The 16,919-nt window shown below is 71.1% G+C and carries 13 protein-coding genes; 9 read left to right on the top strand and 4 right to left on the bottom strand.

Annotated features, from left to right (window positions below):
• Positions 1 to 60 precede the first annotated feature (60 nt).
• From ACFWJW_RS14095 to ACFWJW_RS14085, 3 genes are all read left to right on the top strand, one after another.
• Positions 61 to 762, top strand: coding sequence for a GNAT family N-acetyltransferase (locus tag ACFWJW_RS14095; RefSeq protein WP_387239589.1), 702 nt, complete (start codon positions 61 to 63; stop codon positions 760 to 762).
• Positions 763 to 867: 105 nt separating this feature from the next.
• Complete coding sequence (locus ACFWJW_RS14090) at positions 868 to 2,634, top strand: IucA/IucC family protein (protein ID WP_387239586.1); 1,767 nt, start codon at positions 868 to 870, stop codon at positions 2,632 to 2,634.
• Positions 2,635 to 2,675: 41 nt separating this feature from the next.
• Positions 2,676 to 4,652, top strand: coding sequence for an ATP-dependent DNA helicase (locus ACFWJW_RS14085; protein ID WP_387239583.1), 1,977 nt, complete (start codon positions 2,676 to 2,678; stop codon positions 4,650 to 4,652).
• Between the two features lie 159 nt (positions 4,653 to 4,811).
• Here ACFWJW_RS14085 and lexA read toward each other — a convergent pair whose 3' ends face one another.
• The gene (lexA, locus tag ACFWJW_RS14080; protein WP_042159846.1) at positions 4,812 to 5,609 is read right to left on the bottom strand and encodes a transcriptional repressor LexA; all 798 of its coding nucleotides are present in this window, start codon (positions 5,607 to 5,609) and stop codon (positions 4,812 to 4,814) included.
• A gap of 549 nt (positions 5,610 to 6,158) precedes the next feature.
• Here lexA and nrdR point away from each other — a divergent pair.
• Positions 6,159 to 6,689, top strand: coding sequence for a transcriptional regulator NrdR (gene nrdR, locus ACFWJW_RS14075; protein ID WP_387239579.1), 531 nt, complete (start codon positions 6,159 to 6,161; stop codon positions 6,687 to 6,689).
• A 124-nt stretch (positions 6,690 to 6,813) separates the two neighbouring features.
• Entirely contained in the window at positions 6,814 to 9,690 is a 2,877-nt protein-coding gene (locus tag ACFWJW_RS14070) for a vitamin B12-dependent ribonucleotide reductase (RefSeq protein WP_387239576.1), read from the top strand.
• A gap of 276 nt (positions 9,691 to 9,966) precedes the next feature.
• On the opposite strand, the gene ACFWJW_RS14065 is transcribed toward ACFWJW_RS14070, so the two are convergent.
• Positions 9,967 to 10,488, bottom strand: coding sequence for a TerD family protein (locus ACFWJW_RS14065; protein ID WP_387239573.1), 522 nt, complete (start codon positions 10,486 to 10,488; stop codon positions 9,967 to 9,969).
• A 204-nt stretch (positions 10,489 to 10,692) separates the two neighbouring features.
• On the bottom strand, positions 10,693 to 11,280 hold the full coding sequence (locus tag ACFWJW_RS14060; RefSeq protein WP_387239570.1) for a TetR/AcrR family transcriptional regulator: 588 nt from the start codon (positions 11,278 to 11,280) through the stop codon (positions 10,693 to 10,695).
• A gap of 139 nt (positions 11,281 to 11,419) precedes the next feature.
• Here ACFWJW_RS14060 and ACFWJW_RS14055 point away from each other — a divergent pair, with 139 nt between their 5' ends.
• Together ACFWJW_RS14055 and ACFWJW_RS14050 are read left to right on the top strand one after the other, a co-directional pair.
• On the top strand, positions 11,420 to 12,832 hold the full coding sequence (locus ACFWJW_RS14055; protein ID WP_387239567.1) for an amidase: 1,413 nt from the start codon (positions 11,420 to 11,422) through the stop codon (positions 12,830 to 12,832).
• 69 nt (positions 12,833 to 12,901) lie between these two features.
• Entirely contained in the window at positions 12,902 to 13,507 is a 606-nt protein-coding gene (locus tag ACFWJW_RS14050) for a YdbC family protein (RefSeq protein WP_042159834.1), read from the top strand.
• 12 nt (positions 13,508 to 13,519) lie between these two features.
• Here the strand turns inward: ACFWJW_RS14050 and ACFWJW_RS14045 are convergent, their stop codons facing one another.
• Complete coding sequence (locus tag ACFWJW_RS14045) at positions 13,520 to 14,236, bottom strand: TetR/AcrR family transcriptional regulator C-terminal ligand-binding domain-containing protein (protein WP_387239695.1); 717 nt, start codon at positions 14,234 to 14,236, stop codon at positions 13,520 to 13,522.
• A gap of 98 nt (positions 14,237 to 14,334) precedes the next feature.
• Between ACFWJW_RS14045 and ACFWJW_RS14040 the strand changes: the two genes are divergently transcribed.
• Both ACFWJW_RS14040 and ACFWJW_RS14035 read left to right on the top strand, forming a co-directional pair.
• On the top strand, positions 14,335 to 15,954 hold the full coding sequence (locus ACFWJW_RS14040; RefSeq protein WP_387239563.1) for an ABC-F family ATP-binding cassette domain-containing protein: 1,620 nt from the start codon (positions 14,335 to 14,337) through the stop codon (positions 15,952 to 15,954).
• A gap of 298 nt (positions 15,955 to 16,252) precedes the next feature.
• Positions 16,253 to 16,912, top strand: coding sequence for a histidine phosphatase family protein (locus ACFWJW_RS14035; protein ID WP_386685003.1), 660 nt, complete (start codon positions 16,253 to 16,255; stop codon positions 16,910 to 16,912).
• Positions 16,913 to 16,919 lie beyond the last annotated feature (7 nt).

Genomic DNA, 16,919 nt, shown 5'->3' with positions numbered 1-16,919 from the left:
GCCGGCGCCCCGCGACCCATACGGCCACGCGGCACGCGGCCACGAGAGGAGAGCGTCGCCGTGCCACCCACCGACCCCGGCCTCAGCATCGGCTCCGACGACACCCTCGGCCGGCAGCACCCACCGGAACGCGGCGCGCGGTCCGACGGCGGTCCCCGGCCGGCGGTGACCCCGGACGCCCGGGCCGCCGGCCCGCTGCTCGACAACCTGGCGGGCTGGGGCACGGCCGAGACCTCCGCCGGGCCGTTCGCGCTCGTGCCCGTCCGGCCGGACCGCGATCTCGACCGGATCACCGGCTGGATGAACGATCCGGCCGTCGCGGCCTTCTGGGAACTGGCGGGTCCGCCGGAGATCACCGCCGCCCATCTGCGCGGCCAGCTCGACGGCGACGGCCGCAGCGTGCCCTGCCTGGGGGTGCTGGCCGGGGTCCCGATGAGCTACTGGGAGATCTACCGCGCCGACCTCGACCCCCTCGCCCGCCACTACCCGGCCCGCCCCCAGGACACCGGTGTCCACCTCCTCATCGGTGGGGCCGGCGACCGGGGGCGCGGACTGGGCAGCACCCTGCTGCGGGCCACCGCCGATCTCGTCCTCGACCACCGCCCGCGGTGCACCCGGGTCGTCGCCGAGCCCGATCTGCGCAACACCGCCTCCGTCGCGGCCTTCCTGAGCGCCGGGTTCCGCTACGCCGACGAGATCGAACTGCCCGCGAAACGCGCGGCGTTGATGGTCCGCGACCGCGCCCGCCGCCACCTTCTCTGACCCCGGGGCCGTCCGTCGACGGTCCCGCTCCGGTCCGCCGTCCACCACGCTGCCCCGGTTGTCCCCCGTACGAGCCGGGGCGGACCCGCTTCGAGGAGTCCCGCCTTGTCTCCTGAGCCCCAGCCCTCGCACCGCGCCTGGCAGCACGCCGCGCGCCGCCTCTTCGCCAAGATCCTGGCGGAGTTCGCCTACGAGGAAGTCCTCACCCCCGAGCCCGACGGCACCGCCCCCGACGGCACCCCGCGATACCGCCTGCCGGTCACCGAGGCCCTGGTCTACCGCTTCCGTGCCCGGCGCGGCGCCTACGGGCACTGGCGCGTCGACCCCGCCTCGATCACCCCGGACACCGACCCCTTCCACTTCCTCACGCACGCCCACGACACCGTGCTGCGCCTGTCCGGCGACACCACCGGCCACCTCATCCGCGAACTGACCGCCACCCTCGCCGCGGACACCCGCCTCGACGCCACCGCGCTCAGCGCCGCCGAACTCGCCGACCTGGACTACGCCTCCCTCGAAGGCCACCAGACCGGCCACCCCTGGCTCGTCGCGAACAAGGGCCGGCTCGGCTTCTCCGCCACCGACGCGGCGACCTGGGCCCCCGAGGCCCGCACCGCCCGCCGCCTGCCCTGGCTCGCCGCGCACCACAGCATCGCCCACTACCGCGGTATCCCCACCCTGGCCACCCCCGACCGTCTCTACGGCGAGGAACTCACCCCCGCCACCCGGCACGCCTTCGCCCGCACCATCAGCCACGAGGGCCTCGACCCCGACGACTACCTCTATCTCCCCGTGCACCCCTGGCAATGGGACGAGACCATCGCCCCGCTCTTCGCCCCGCAACTCGCGGACAGATCCATCATCGCGCTGCCCACTGACAACGACCTCCGCCTGCCGCAGCAGTCGATCCGCACCTTCCTCAACCTCAGCCGGCCCGCGGCCCGGACGGTCAAGCTGCCGCTGTCCATCCTCAACACCCTGGTCTGGCGCGGCCTGCCCACCGAGCGCACCCTCGCCGCGCCCGCGGTCACCCGCTGGGTCCACGGCCTGCGCGACGCCGACCCGTATCTGCGCGACGAGACCCGGGTGATCCTGCTCGGCGAGACCGCGTCCGTCACCGTCGAGCACCCCCTCTACGACCGGCTGCCCGGCGTCCCGTACCAGTTCAAGGAGCTGCTCGGCTGTATCTGGCGCGAGCCGGTCACCGGCCATCTGGACCCCGGCGAACGCGCCCGCACCCTGGCCGCGCTGCTTCAGACCGACCCCCGGGGCCGGGCCCTGACCGCGGAGCTGGTGCGCCGCTCGGGGCTGGCCCCGCGCGCCTGGCTGGCCCGGCTGTTCGCCGCGCTGCTGCCGCCGCTGCTGCACTTCCTCTACCGGTACGGCACGGTCTTCTCCCCGCACGGCGAGAACGCCATCGTCGTCTTCGACGAGCACGACGTCCCCACCCGCCTCGCGGTCAAGGACTTCGTCGACGACGTCAACACCAGCTCCGTGCCCCTCCCGGAGCACGACTCCATGCCGGACGACGTACGGGCGGTGCTGCTGACCGAACCGCCGGGCTTCCTCACCCAGTTCATCCACTCCGGCCTGTTCGTCGGCGTCTTCCGCTACCTCGCGCCGCTGTGCGCGGACCAACTGGGCGTGCCCGAGGCCGAGTTCTGGTCACTCGTACGAGCGGAGATCCTGCGCCACCACGAACGTTTCCCCGCCCTCAAGGAGCGGCACGAGACCTTCGACCTGCTCACCCCGCGGATCGAGCGGCTGTGTCTGAACCGCAACCGTCTGCATGTGGACGGCTACCGGGACCGCACCGACCGCCCGCACGCGGCGGTGCACGGCACCGTCCCCAATCCGCTCCACATGCCGTGACGGACCCGGCTGTCAGTGGTCCCGCGTAGGCTTGCAGCGCTATGACGAAGCCCTCCCTCCCCGATCTGCTGCACGCCGCCGTCACCGCCGTCGGCGGCACCGAGCGCCCCGGCCAGGTGGCGATGGCCGAGGCCGTCGCCGAGGCCGTGGACGAACAGGCCCATCTGCTGGTCCAGGCCGGCACCGGCACCGGCAAGTCCCTCGGCTATCTGGTCCCGGCGCTCGCCCATGGCGAGCGAGTGGTGGTCGCCACGGCCACCCTGGCGCTCCAGCGCCAGCTCGTGGAGCGCGATCTGCCGCGGACGGTCGAGGCCCTGCATCCGCTGCTGCGCCGCCGCCCGGAGTTCGCCATGCTCAAGGGCCGTTCGAACTACCTGTGTCTGCACCGCCTCCATGAGGGCGTCCCGCAGGAAGAGGAGGACGGCCTCTTCGACGTGTTCGAGCAGGCCACGCCGACCAGCAAGCTCGGCAAGGACCTGCTGCGGCTGCGCGACTGGGCGGACGAGACCGAGACCGGTGACCGCGACGCGCTGACCCCCGGGGTCTCCGACCGCGCCTGGGGCCAGGTCTCGGTCTCCTCCCGGGAGTGCCTGGGCGCCTCGAAGTGTGCGTACGGGGCGGAGTGCTTCGCCGAGGCCGCCAGGGAGCGCGCCAAGCTCGCCGACGTGGTCGTCACCAACCACGCGCTGCTCGCCATCGACGCGATCGAGGGCGCCCCGGTCCTCCCGCAGCACGAGGTCCTGATCATCGACGAGGCCCATGAGCTGGTCTCCCGGGTCACCGGCGTCGCCACCGGCGAGCTCACCCCCGGCCAGGTCAACCGCGCCGTCCGCCGGGCCGCCAAGCTCGTCAACGAGAAGGCCGCGGACCAGCTCCAGACGGCGTCGGAGACCTTCGAACGCCTCATGGAGCTGGCCCTGCCCGGCCGCCTGGAGGAGATCCCCGAGGACCTCGGCTACTGCCTGATGGCGCTGCGGGACGCGGCCCGTACGGTCATCTCGGCGCTGGGCTCGACCCGCGACAAGTCGGTCCAGGACGAGGACGCCGTCCGCAAGCAGGCCCTCGCCTCGCTGGAGAACGTCCACGCCGTCGCCGAGCGCATCGCGAACGGCTCCGAGTACGACGTGGTCTGGTACGAACGCCATGACCGCTTCGGCGCGTCTCTCCGGGTGGCGCCGCTGTCCGTCTCGGGCCTGCTGCGCGAGAAGCTCTTCGACGACCGCTCGGTGACCCTCACCTCCGCCACCCTCAAGCTGGGCGGCGACTTCAACGGGGTCGCCGCCTCACTGGGCCTGGCCCCGGAGGGCACGGAGGGCGAGGACGTCCCGCCCTGGAAGGGCCTGGACGTCGGCTCCCCGTTCGACTACTCGAAGCAGGGCATCCTGTACGTCGCCAAGCATCTGGCCCAGCCGGGCCGGGAGGGCAGCCGTACGGACATGCTCGATGAGCTCACCGAGCTGATCGAGGCGGCGGGCGGCCGCACCCTCGGCCTCTTCTCCTCCATGCGCGCCGCCCAGGCCGCCGCGGAGGAGCTGCGCGGCCGGCTGGACCTGCCGATCCTCCTCCAGGGCGAGGAGACGCTCGGCGAGCTGATCCGCGCCTTCGCCGAGGACGCCCGTACCTGCCTGTTCGGCACGCTGTCCCTCTGGCAGGGCGTCGATGTGCCGGGTGCGAACTGCCAGCTGGTGGTGATGGACCGGGTGCCGTTCCCGCGTCCGGACGACCCGCTGATGAGCGCCCGGCAGAAGGCCGTGGAGGAGGCCGGCGGCAATGGCTTCATGGCGGTCGCGGCGACCCATGCGGCCCTGCTGATGGCCCAGGGAGCCGGCCGTCTGGTCCGCGCCACCGGCGACCGTGGTGTGGTCGCCGTCCTCGACCCCCGGGTGGAGCGGGCCCGCTACGGCTCCTTCCTCCGCAAGTCGATGCCCGAGTTCTGGTACACCACCGACCGCAACCAGGTCCGCCGCTCCCTGGCGGCCATCGACGCGGCAGCGAAGGCCGCACAGGCTGACACCTAGGCGGCGCACCGGCCGGGGCGCTTGCGCCGCAACCCTCAAGCGAGCAACCCCCACCGGACCGCAACCACCTCCGCGAGAGCGGCGCCGGCTTAAGGCGCACAGCGCAGAGCCCCGGAACCGGCGCAGTGGTTCCGGGGCTCGGTCGTGAGGGGCGGTGGGTCAGACGCGGCGCAGTACCGCCACCACCTTGCCGAGGATGGTCGCCTCGTCGCCGGGGATCGGCTGGTACGCGGAGTTGTGCGGCAGCAGCCACACATGGCCGTCCTCGCGCTTGAAGCGCTTGACGGTGGCTTCGCCGTCCAGCATCGCGGCGACGATGTCACCGTTCTCGGCGACCGGCTGGCGGCGGACCGTGACCCAGTCGCCGTCGCAGATGGCGGCCTCGATCATGGAGTCGCCGACGACCTTCAGCACGAACAGTTCGCCGTCGCCGACGAGCTGGCGGGGGAGCGGGAACACATCCTCGACCGACTCCTCGGCGAGGATCGGGCCGCCGGCGGCGATCCGGCCGACCAGCGGGACATAGGACGCGGCGGGCTTGCCCGCGGTCTCCGTCGCGGCGGTGCTGGTCTGGTCCGAGCCGCGGACCTCGTACGCCCGGGGGCGGTGCGGGTCGCGGCGCAGGAAGCCCTTGCGCTCGAGCGCCATGAGCTGATGCGCGACGGACGAGGTGCTGGACAGCCCGACGGCCTGGCCGATCTCGCGCATGGACGGCGGGTAGCCGCGCCGCTGCACGGAATCCCGGATCACCTCGATCACCCTGCGCTGGCGGTCGGTGAGCCCCGAGCTGTCGGCGCGGATCCCTGGGGGCCGGCCGGGCAGGGCGCGGGGGGGCTTCTGCTCTTCGGAGTCCAACGTGGCGTCGTCCATCGGCCGCTGTGCCTTCTGCGGGTGCTCGAACCGGCTCTGGGAGTGGCTTTGTGCGGTGATGGTCGCGCTGTCTGCGGTGGTGGTCACGTCGGCCCCTCTCGAAATGTTCTCCCTAGTTAGCCAACGGTAGTTGCTTTCGAAAGGTTGCGCCAAACACACGTTCGAGTGAAATATTCGGCTATTGCCTACCCGGATCAAGTGGCTGGGTGTATGGCCGAGCGGCGTTCCGGGTCCGAAGCGGACCGCGTGCGTCGAATTTTCCGGCCGGGCGGCGAGCCGGACCGTCGCCGCGCGAAGCGCTCGGCGGCCGACCGTCCCGACCCGGCCGATTCTGTCATCCCGGCCCCGCCGCACCGCCGGCCGGGTGGCTTCCCGTACTCTCGTGGGCGACCGTCCGGCCCGCCTCCGCCGCGACACGCGGTAGGCGGATGTAAGCGGGCCGACACCACATCTAGTGGTTAGATGCGGTCGGGTCCCCAGAAGTTGTGGTGCCTGGTCCCTCAGTGGGTCGGGAATCGCCTATGCTGGTGACTGCTCCGAAGGGCCCGTACGGACCGGTCAGAGGTCTGTCGCCGTACGTGGGGCTCGTTGGCGTACGTACGTCCGTATATCACAGGGTGAGGAGGGTGGAGAGCCATGCACTGCCCCTTCTGTAGGCACCCGGACAGCCGGGTCGTCGACAGTCGCACCACCGATGACGGGACGGCGATCCGCCGGCGCCGCCAGTGCCCCGACTGCTCCCGCCGTTTTACGACCATCGAAACGGCGTCACTGATGGTGATCAAGCGGAGCGGGGTCACCGAGCCCTTCAGCCGCAACAAGGTCATCGCGGGAGTGCGCAAGGCGTGCCAGGGCCGTCCGGTCACCGAGGACGCCCTCGCCAAGCTCGGCCAGCGGGTCGAGGAGGCGGTGCGCGCCACCGGCAGCGCCGAGCTGACCACCCATGACGTCGGGCTCGCCATACTGGGGCCGTTGCAGGAACTCGACCTGGTCGCGTACCTGCGCTTCGCCTCCGTTTACCGGGCCTTCGACTCGCTCGAGGACTTCGAGGCGGCCATCGCCGAGCTGCGGGAGCAGCGCGAGCTGGGACCGCCCGGGCAGGAATGCGGGACCGAGGGGGAGGCCGGCGGCCCGGCCGTCCCCGTGCCCGCCACCGCCGCCGACTGAGCTCGGCGCGCATCCAGGACCTGTACCGGGGCGAGAGCAGGGCGTCCCGGTATCGGAAAGACATACACCGTGCCACGGAATGCGTGCGCACATATGGGCGTTTGCCCGTATACAGGGAGGCGGAATGACAGAGACGACGAGCGGCCCGGCACGAGGCTCCCGCGCCAAGGGCAGCAAGGCGAGCAAGGGTCTGCGTATCGAGCGCATCCACACCACACCCGGCGTGCATCCGTACGACGAGGTGGAGTGGGCGTCTCGTGACGTCGTCATGACCAACTGGCGCGACGGCTCGGTGAATTTCGAGCAGCGTGGCGTCGAGTTCCCCGAGTTCTGGTCGGTGAACGCGGTCAACATCGTCACGAGCAAGTACTTCCGTGGCGCGGTGGGTTCCCCGACCCGTGAGTCCAGCCTCAAGCAGCTCATCGACCGAGTGGTCAAGACGTACCGGAAGAGCGGCGAGGAGAACGGCTACTTCGCCTCCCCGGCGGACGCCGAGATCTTCGAGCACGAGCTGGCGTACGCCCTGCTCCACCAGGTCTTCAGCTTCAACTCGCCGGTGTGGTTCAACGTCGGCACCCAGCAGCCGCAGCAGGTCAGCGCCTGCTTCATCCTCTCCGTCGACGACTCCATGGAGTCGATCCTCGACTGGTACAAGGAAGAGGGGATGATCTTCAAGGGCGGCTCCGGTGCCGGTCTGAACCTCTCCCGTATCCGCTCCTCCAAGGAGCTGCTCTCCTCCGGTGGCAACGCCTCCGGCCCGGTCTCCTTCATGCGCGGCGCCGACGCGTCCGCCGGAACGATCAAGTCGGGCGGCGCCACCCGCCGTGCGGCCAAGATGGTCGTCCTGGACGTGGACCACCCGGACGTCGAGGCATTCATCGAGACCAAGGTGAAGGAGGAGGAGAAGGTCCGCGCGCTGCGCGACGCGGGCTTCGACATGGACCTGGGCGGCGAGGACATCACCTCCGTCCAGTACCAGAACGCCAACAACTCGGTCCGGGTGAACGACGAGTTCATGAAGGCCGTCGAGGCCGGCTCGAAGTTCGGGCTGCGCGGCCGGATGACCGGTGAGGTCATCGAGGAGATCGACGCCAAGGGGCTCTTCCGCAAGATGGCGGAGGCCGCCTGGGCGTGCGCCGACCCCGGCATCCAGTACGACGACACCATCAACCACTGGCACACCTCGCCGGAGTCGGGCCGGATCACCGCGTCCAACCCGTGCAGCGAGTACATGCACCTGGACAACTCCTCGTGCAACCTCGCCTCGCTCAACCTGCTGAAGTTCCTGCGCGACGACGACCTGGGCAACCAGTCCTTCGACGCCGAGCGCTTCGCCAAGGTCGTCGAGCTGGTCATCACCGCGATGGACATCTCCATCTGCTTCGCCGACTTCCCGACCCAGAAGATCGGCGAGACCACCCGCGCCTACCGCCAGCTGGGCATCGGCTACGCCAACCTCGGCGCGCTGCTGATGGCCACCGGTCACGCCTACGACTCGGACGGCGGCCGCGCGCTGGCCGGTGCCATCACCTCCCTGATGACGGGCACCTCCTACCGGCGCTCGGCCGAGCTGGCCGCGGTCGTCGGCCCGTACGAGGGCTACGCCCGTAACGCCGACGCCCACAAGCGCGTCATGAAGCAGCACTCGGACGCCAACGGCAGCGCCGTGCGCATGGACGACCTGGACACCCCGGTGTGGGCCGCGGCGACCGAGGCATGGCAGGACGTGCTGCGGCTCGGCGAGAAGAACGGCTTCCGCAACGCCCAGGCGTCGGTGCTGGCACCGACCGGCACCATCGGTCTGATGATGGACTGCGACACCACGGGCGTCGAGCCGGACCTGGCGCTGGTCAAGTTCAAGAAGCTGGTCGGCGGCGGCTCCATGCAGATCGTGAACAACACGGTCCCCAAGGCGCTCAAGCGGCTCGGCTACCAGCCCGAGCAGATCGAGGCGATCGTCGCCCACATCGCCGATCACGGCAATGTCATCGACGCCCCGGCCCTGAAGGCCGAGCACTACGAGGTCTTCGACTGCGCCATGGGCGCGCGCTCGATCTCCGCCATGGGCCATGTGCGCATGATGGCGGCCGCGCAGCCCTTCCTCTCCGGCGCGATCTCCAAGACGGTCAACGTCCCCGAGTCGGCCACCGTCGAGGAGATCGAGGACGTCTACTTCCAGGGCTGGAAGCTCGGCCTGAAGGCGCTGGCGATCTACCGCGACAACTGCAAGGTCGGCCAGCCGCTCTCCGCCAAGAAGAAGGAGGAGGAGAAGAAGGCCGAGCCGGTCGCCGAGAAGAAGGTCGTCGAGTACCGCCCGGTCCGCAACCGCCTCCCCAAGGGCCGTCCCGGCATCACCACCTCCTTCACGGTCGGCGGCGCCGAGGGCTACATGACCGCCAACTCCTACCCGGACGACGGTCTCGGTGAGGTCTTCCTGAAGATGTCCAAGCAGGGCTCGACCCTCGCGGGCATGATGGACGCCTTCTCCATCGCGGTGTCCGTGGGCCTCCAGTACGGCGTGCCGCTGGAGACCTACGTCTCGAAGTTCACCAACATGCGCTTCGAGCCGGCCGGTATGACGGACGACCCGGACGTGCGGATGGCGCAGTCGATCGTCGACTACATCTTCCGCCGCCTGGCCCTGGACTTCCTGCCGTTCGAGACCCGCTCGGCGCTCGGCATCCACTCCGTCGAGGAGCGCCAGCGCCACCTGGAGACCGGTTCGTACGAGCCGTCCGAGGACGACGTCGACGTCGAGGGCCTGGCCCAGTCGGCGCCCCGCCAGACGGAGTCGGTGAAGGAGTCCACCCCGGCGACGAAGATCGTCGAGGAGGCCGCCGCCCCGGCCCCCAAGCAGGCGCACACCAACGCCGAACTCGTCGAGATGCAGCTGGGCATCAACGCCGACGCCCCCCTGTGCTTCTCCTGCGGGACGAAGATGCAGCGGGCCGGCAGCTGCTACCTGTGCGAGGGCTGCGGATCGACCAGCGGTTGCAGCTGACCACACACGGAACGGCGCCTGACGCGACTTGAGCAACTGTCGCTGAGGACGCCGCACCGCACCTGAGAGAGGGTGCCGACCATGGGTCGGCACCCTCTTTGGTGTCTTGGGGGCGGGCACGGGCCTGTGCCGCGCGGGAGCGGGTGGCGGCGCACCGGCGCCGTAAACGGGCGGGGGGCTGACGGCGCGGGGCACGGCAAAGGGGGAGGCGGCACAGGGCCACCTCCCCCTCGCTGTTGTGCTCGGGCGCACCGTCGCCCGCGTGCCGTTTGCCCGTCAGCGGCCCATTTCCGAGGTGAACGCGTGCGGGTCGGTGTCGAATCCCCGGAGGGCCGAGCGGAAGCGCCACTGGCCTCCCTCGTCCCGGGTGAATTCGGCCACCGTCGCGGCAGTCGCCCCCGCGACCTCGGTGAAGCCGTGCTCCGCCAGATCGGTGTACCCCTCGCGGATCCGTACGGCGGTGTTGGCGATATCGCCGAAGACCTTGCGGCCCTCGCCCTGCTGGATGGCCACCCCCACGAGCACCCGGGTGTAGGTCTCGGCCAGCCGGTCCAGCTCCAGCGTCATGATCTCGTCGAAGCCGAAACCCTGGCCGGTCCTGCTGTCCCGGTTGAGGGTGATGGTCCCGTCCGGCGACCGGCTGTCGAAGTGCACCAGATAGGCGGGCTCGCCGTGCGGGGCGTCGGCCGTATAGGTGGCCGCGACGATGTCGAGATCATTGTCCGGCGTCCCGAGGGGGCTCGGGTCCCACTTGAGCGTTACCTCGACCTTCTCGATCCCTTTGCTGAGCGTGCTCACCGGACTTCCCTCCCGTCATCTCCCGGGAGTGTGGCGCGGCCTGCGCAGGCAGGCGGACAACTCCCCAGGACTTCCCGTTGGCTGTCCATCGTGCCACGCCTCACCGTCCGTGGGCTGGGTGAACTGCCCCTGGTCACCCGTGGTTTGCCTCCGCCTCGGGTGGCTGGAAAGTGCCGTCCGGCCCATGAGGACGCCGGATGCGGCTCAGCTTGTCCGCTCGTCCCAGAGGCGGTTGAGCTGGCCGTCCAGTACGTCCAGTGCCTCTGCGGGGGAGAGATGGCCGATCAGGACATGGGCGGTGAGGCCGTCGGCCAGGGCGAGGAGGGTGCGGGCCGCGCGGTCCGGGTCGGCGGTGTCGCAAGCCTCGGAGACCAGCCGTGCGAACACCGTGTGAAGACCTGCGTAGTTGGTACGCAAGATTCCGGCCAGGGGTGGACTGACGGCGGCCTGCGCCACGAAGGCGAGCCAGACCCGCGCCTCGGCGCGATGTTCCTCCTGGAGGAGGGACACCTCCGTGGTGGCGTGGCCCAGTGCCGTGCGGGCCGACTGGGCGGGCGAGGCGGCGAGCCGGGCCGAGACCCGGGCGGTGACCCGTTCGCCGATGTGGCCGAGCGCGAAGACCAGCATCTCCTCCTTGGTGCGGAAGCAGCGCTGGACGGCGCCCATGGAGACCTGTGCGCGGGCCGCCACGTCGCGGAGCGTGACGCCCTCCAGGCCGCTCTCGTCGGCGAGTTGGCACACCGCCTCGGCGATCTGGCGGCGCCGGCTCTCGTGGTCGACCTGCTTGGGCATGTCCCGTACTCCGGTTATTCGATGCGTCTGTATCGGCAGCAAGGTTACGATGCTGAAGCGATGCAACTGCATCGGAACGTTCGGGAACGGTCCGGGCGGCCCAGGGGAGGGCCGGCTGAGGCCACGGGAAGGGGAGGACATGCGCGACGCACTGTGGACGATGACGGCACGCGCCCAGGCGGCGGCGGTACGCGCCGGTGAGGTGTCGGCGGTGGAGCTGGTCGAGGCGCATCTGGAGCGGATCGCCGAGGTCAACCCGGCCGTCAACGCCGTCACTCAGATGCTCGCCGAACGGGCGCGGGGCGAGGCGGCGGAGCTCGACCGCAGGCGCGCGGCGGGTGCGGAGCTGGGGCCGCTGGCCGGTGTGCCGTTCACGGTCAAGGAGACCACGGCCATCGAAGGGGTGCCGACGACCTACGGCGCGGAGCGCTTCCGCGACTTTGTCGCGCACTCCGATGCGCCCCCGGTGGCGCGTCTGCGGGCGGCGGGCGGAATCCCCGTTGGGCACAGCAACATGCCGACGCTCATCCTGGCCGGCATCCATACCCGTAGTGAGCTGTTCGGGGACACCGTGAATCCCTGGAGTGCCGCGGTCACTCCGGGCGGCAGCAGTGGCGGCGACGGCGCGGCCGTGGCGAGCGGGATGGCCCCGCTCGGACTCGGCAACGACTCCGGGGGGTCGGTGCGCATTCCCGCGTCCTTCTGTGGCGTCGCGGGTCTGAAGCCGACCTACGGGCGGTTCGCCGCCGATCACCGCATCGGCCCGGACGACCCCTCTCTCGCCGCCCAGTTCCTCGTGGTCGACGGCCCGCTGGCCCGTACGGTCGATGATCTCCGGCTCGCCTACGAGGTGCTGGCCGGGGCCGATCCGCGCGACCCCCGGGCCGTACCGGTGCCGCCCTACGGTGCGCCGCCGGGGCGTCCCCTCAAGGTGGCGATGGTGGCGGATCCCGGAGGCGGCGGAGTGCATCCCGTGGTGCGCCGGGCCGTGGAGAGCGCCGCGGACGCGCTGCGGGACGCGGGGTACGAGGTGCACGAAGTGGCGGACGTGCCGCGGCTGGACGACGCCCTCGACGCCTACGCCCGGATGACGCTCACGGAGTTCGCCACCACCTGGCCGGCGGTCAAACCGCTGCTCGGGGAGGGCGGCCATCGCTATGTCGAGTTTGGGATGGCGAGGGCGACCCCCGTGGAGCTGCCGGAGTATCTGCGGCTTACCGGGGTGCGGCTGGGCATCCAGCGGGACTGGGCGGCCTTTCTGGACGAGTATCCGCTGGTCCTGGGGCCGGTGTTCACCGATCCGCCGTTCGCACCGGGGGAGGAGATACGGGACGAGGAGAGCCATCGGCGGGTGCAGCACGCGATGCGGCTGTGCACCGCGACCAGCTTCGTCGGGGTGCCCGCGGTGGCCGTCCCCACCGGGGTGGCGGACGGGCTCCCGTACGGAGTGCAACTGATCGGGCGCTCCTACCGGGAGGACTGGTGTCTGGCGGCGGCCGAGGCGGTGGAGCGGCGGCTCGGTGTCGGCACGCCCATTGATCCGCGCCCGTAAGGAAGTTCGGGGTGGTGTGAATGTGACGCGCAGTGATCCCGGTCCGCCCTTGGGCCGTACGATGGCGCGGTGCTGGTCAAGTGGATTCGCCTCACCGTTGTGGACCGTCGAGGGTTCGAGCGGGGGCAGCGGAAATGGGCGGGGCTGCTGGGTGAGCCGGGGTTTCGAGGGCAGGGCGGGGGATGGAGCCGGGGGCGGCCGGGCGTCGCGCATCTGGTCGCCTTCTGGGAGAGCCGGGCGTTCTACGACTCCTTCATGGCGCGCTCGCACGACCGGCTGGCGGCTTCCCAGGTCGGCACGTACAAGGACGCCCAAGTGCGGCTGTTCGAGCACGAGTTTGATGTGAAGGTGGGCTTCCGCCCGTCGTTCGGTGATGTGGATGTCCTGCGGCTGGCGCACTGCCAGGTGCGCCAGGACCGGGTGGATCACTTCATGCTGATGCAGGAGAAGGTCTGGAATCCGGCGATGGCGGGTTCGCCGGGCATGCTGCGAGGGATGCTGGGGCGGGCTCCGGGGGAGGAGTTCCTGGTGCTGTCGATGTGGCAGTCGGCGGCCGAGCGGGGGAAGTACCGGCCCGAGCGGGTGGAGCGGCTGGCGCTGCGTGCCCAGATAGCCGCGGATGTCCGGGCCATCGCGGGGGACGTGGTGCAGCTCGAACCATCGTGGACGGTGTGAGGGGCGGCGCGGTCAGGGGGCCGCTCCGGGGGAGGCGTCCGCCCGGCCGACGACCGTGAACGCCCCGGCGTGGGCGGCCGCCAGTGTGGCCGCCACGGCCTGTTCGGCGACGGTGTCGTCGACCGGCTCCCGGGTGATGAACAGACGGAAGAACAGCGGCGCGGAGACGGAGCGGACGAGCGCTCCGGCGTCGATGCCGCGGTGCGGGGCGGCGCCGGGGGCGGCGTCCGCAGTGGCGTCAGGCGCCGCCGCCAACTCGCCGCGTCGCACGGCGCGTTCGACGAGGGCCTCGCAGCGCGCGAACCGCTCGGTGTAGTAGGCGCGCAGGGCGTCGGCCGCCCGCTCCGACTGGAAGGCGGCGGCGATCATCGCCGAGCCCGACGCGGCCACCGCCGGGTCGGTGAACGAATCGACGACCTCCTGGGCCAGGGCGCGCAGATCACCCTCCAGGGAGCCGGTGTCGGGCGGCACCCAGCTGTCCTCCCCCGCAAGATCCAGCGCGTCCGCCACCAGGCCCTCGACGTCCTTCCAGCGCCGGTAGAGCGTCGTCTTGTGCACGCCGGAGTGGGCGGCGACGTATTCGACGGTCAGGCCGGGGTAGCCGTGCTCGGTGAGGCCGGCCAGCACGGCGTCGCGGACGGCGGCGCGGGTGCGGGCGGTGCGGCCGCCGGGGCGCCGGGTGCCGGGGGAGGGCGCGGAACCGCCGCTCTCGCGGCCGTTGTCGGGCATCGTCTGATCAGGCAATTGCGACTCCAGTTGCGTTAGCGGGTTTCCTCTGCCATCATCATCGTAATGCGACTACGGTTGCGTTTACTTCGGGGGGATGTGTGACCACTCAGATTTCCTTGCACGACATCACCAAGTCCTACGGCGACCGCCTGCTGCTCGACGGCGTTTCCTTGTCGGTGCGCCCGGGTGAGCGCGTCGGGATCGTGGGGGAGAACGGTGCCGGGAAGTCGACACTGCTCCGCATCGTCGCAGGTGCCGAGCCGCCCGATGAAGGCCAGGTGGTGCTCCGGGCCGAGGGCGGCACCGGTTACCTGGGCCAGACCCCCGACCTCCCGCCGGACCGCACCGTCCAGGACACGATCGACGCCGCTCTGGCGGACCTCAGGGACATGGAGCGCCGACTCCGCTCCCTGGAGCGTGGGCTCGACCGAGCCACGCCCGGCAGGCTGGAGGAGTACGGCGATCTGCTCACCCTCTTCGAGCTGCGCGGCGGCTACGAAGCCGACGCCCGCGTCGACCGGGCACTGCACGCCCTGGGCCTGGCACAGCTGGGTCACGACCGGATGCTCGGGAGCCTCTCCGGAGGCGAGCAGGCCCGGCTGGGGATCGCCTGCCTGATCGCCGCGGCACCTGAGGTCATGCTTCTCGACGAACCCACCAACCATCTCGACGCCACCGCTCTGGACTGGCTGGAAGGCGCCCTGCTCGCCCACAGGGGCACGGTCCTCGCCGTCTCGCACGACCGGCTCTTCCTCCAGCGCATCGCCACCGCCCTCGTCGAGGTCGACGCCGATCGCCGGGCCCTGGTCCGCTACGGCGGCGGTTACGGCACCTTCCTCGCGGCCAGGGAGGCCGCCCGCCGGCGCTGGGAGCAGGACCATGCCCAGTGGTGCGCCCAGATCACGCGACTCACCGACTTCGCCGGGGGCGCGGCGCGGAACGTCGCTCAGGGCCGGGCCATGAAGGACGGCAACAAGATGGCGTACGACCGGGCCAAGGGCCGCGTCCAGGCGTCCGTGGCCGGCAGAGTGCGCAACGCCCAGGAGCGGCTGCGCAGGCTCCGGGAAGACCCCGTTCCCAGACCGCCCGACCCGCTCCGGTTCCGTGCCGCGCCGGACATCGGCGAGGCCGAGGGCACCCTCGTCCGGCTCGACGGAGTGCGGGTGGGGGACCGGCTCGCGGTGGACTCCCTCACCGTCGCCGCCGGTGAACGTCTGCTGATCCAGGGCGCCAACGGGGCCGGCAAGACCACGCTGCTCCGCGTGCTGGCGGGGGTCACCCCTCCGGACAGCGGCACGGTCCGGCGGCGAGGCCGGACCGGCTACCTCGCGCAGGAAATACCGGTCTCCCGTCCCGCCGAACCGCTGCTCTCGGTGTTCCGCCGCGGGCTGGCCGGGGACGTGGAGGAGCACACCGCCCTGCTGCTGTCCTACGGCCTGTTCCGCGAACGTGACCTCGATGTCCCCGTCGGAGCGCTCTCCGCCGGGCAGCGACGCCGCCTGGCCCTGGCCCGGCTGCTGGCCCGCCCGGCGGACCTGCTGCTGCTCGATGAACCCACCAACCACCTGGCGCTCGGCCTCGTCGAAGAGCTCGAAGCCGCCCTGGCGGCATGGCCCGGTGCCCTGGTCGTCGTCTCCCACGACCGGCTGCTGCGGCGACGCTTCGGCGGCCGTTGCTACGAGATACGCGACGGCCGCCCGGCCCCGGCCGCCCAATGACCGGCGCCCCTTGATCCGATACGCCCCGACGATCCGGCGTGGCCTCCGTGCCGCCGCTGCCTCCGGACATCGACGCCGCCCTCGCCGCGGACAACGGACATCCGACGGCGACATCCACCCACGACCCCGCACGCACGGGCGCACACCGGGTCTACGGCCACGGCCCGCCCGACACCCGAACCACGACTCGCTCGGAAACGTGCAGAAAGGAGACCGGAAGGTGACCGACGGACACTCGACCGGGCCGCGACCATGACCGCGTGCGACAGGCACAAGCCACCCGATTTAGGCTGGCGGCATGGCTCGGCCCCGACGCATCGTTCTCATCCGCCACGGAGAGTCGGAGGGGAATGTCGACGACACCGTGTACGAGCGGGAACCCGATCACGCGCTCGCCCTCACCGGGGCCGGGCTGCGGCAGGCGGCGGAGGCCGGCGGCGCGGTGCGGGAGATGTTCGGCGACGAGCGGGTCTCCGCCTATGTCTCGCCGTACCGCCGCACCCACCAGACCTTCCGCGAACTCCGTCTCGACCCCGCCAGGGTCCGGGTGCGCGAGGAACCCCGGCTGCGCGAGCAGGACTGGGGCAACTGGCAGGACCGCGAGGATGTACGCCGGCAGAAGGCATATCGGGACGCCTACGGCCACTTCTTCTACCGCTTCGCCCAGGGCGAGTCCGGAGCCGATGTCTACGACCGGGTAGGGGCCTTCCTGGAGAGCCTGTGGCGCAGCTTCGAGGACCCCCAGCACCCACCGAACGTCCTGATCGTCACGCACGGGCTCACCATGCGGCTGTTCTGTATGCGCTGGTTCCACTGGACGGTGGCGGACTTCGAGTCGCTGTCCAACCCCGGCAACGCGGAGTGGCGCACCCTGCTGCTCGGCCCCGACGGCCGGTACACCCTCGACCGGCCCTTTGAGCGCTGGTGTGAACCCGTTCCTTATGGGGCCACCGGTTAGAGTGCAC

Origin of the sequence: Streptomyces sp. NPDC127097, from assembly GCF_042724075.1 — a bacterium.
In the GTDB taxonomy this organism is placed as follows: Bacteria; Actinomycetota; Actinomycetes; order Streptomycetales; family Streptomycetaceae; genus Streptomyces.
Note: the sequence above shows the minus strand (reverse complement) of the source record. Positions and strands in the feature narration are given on the sequence as shown.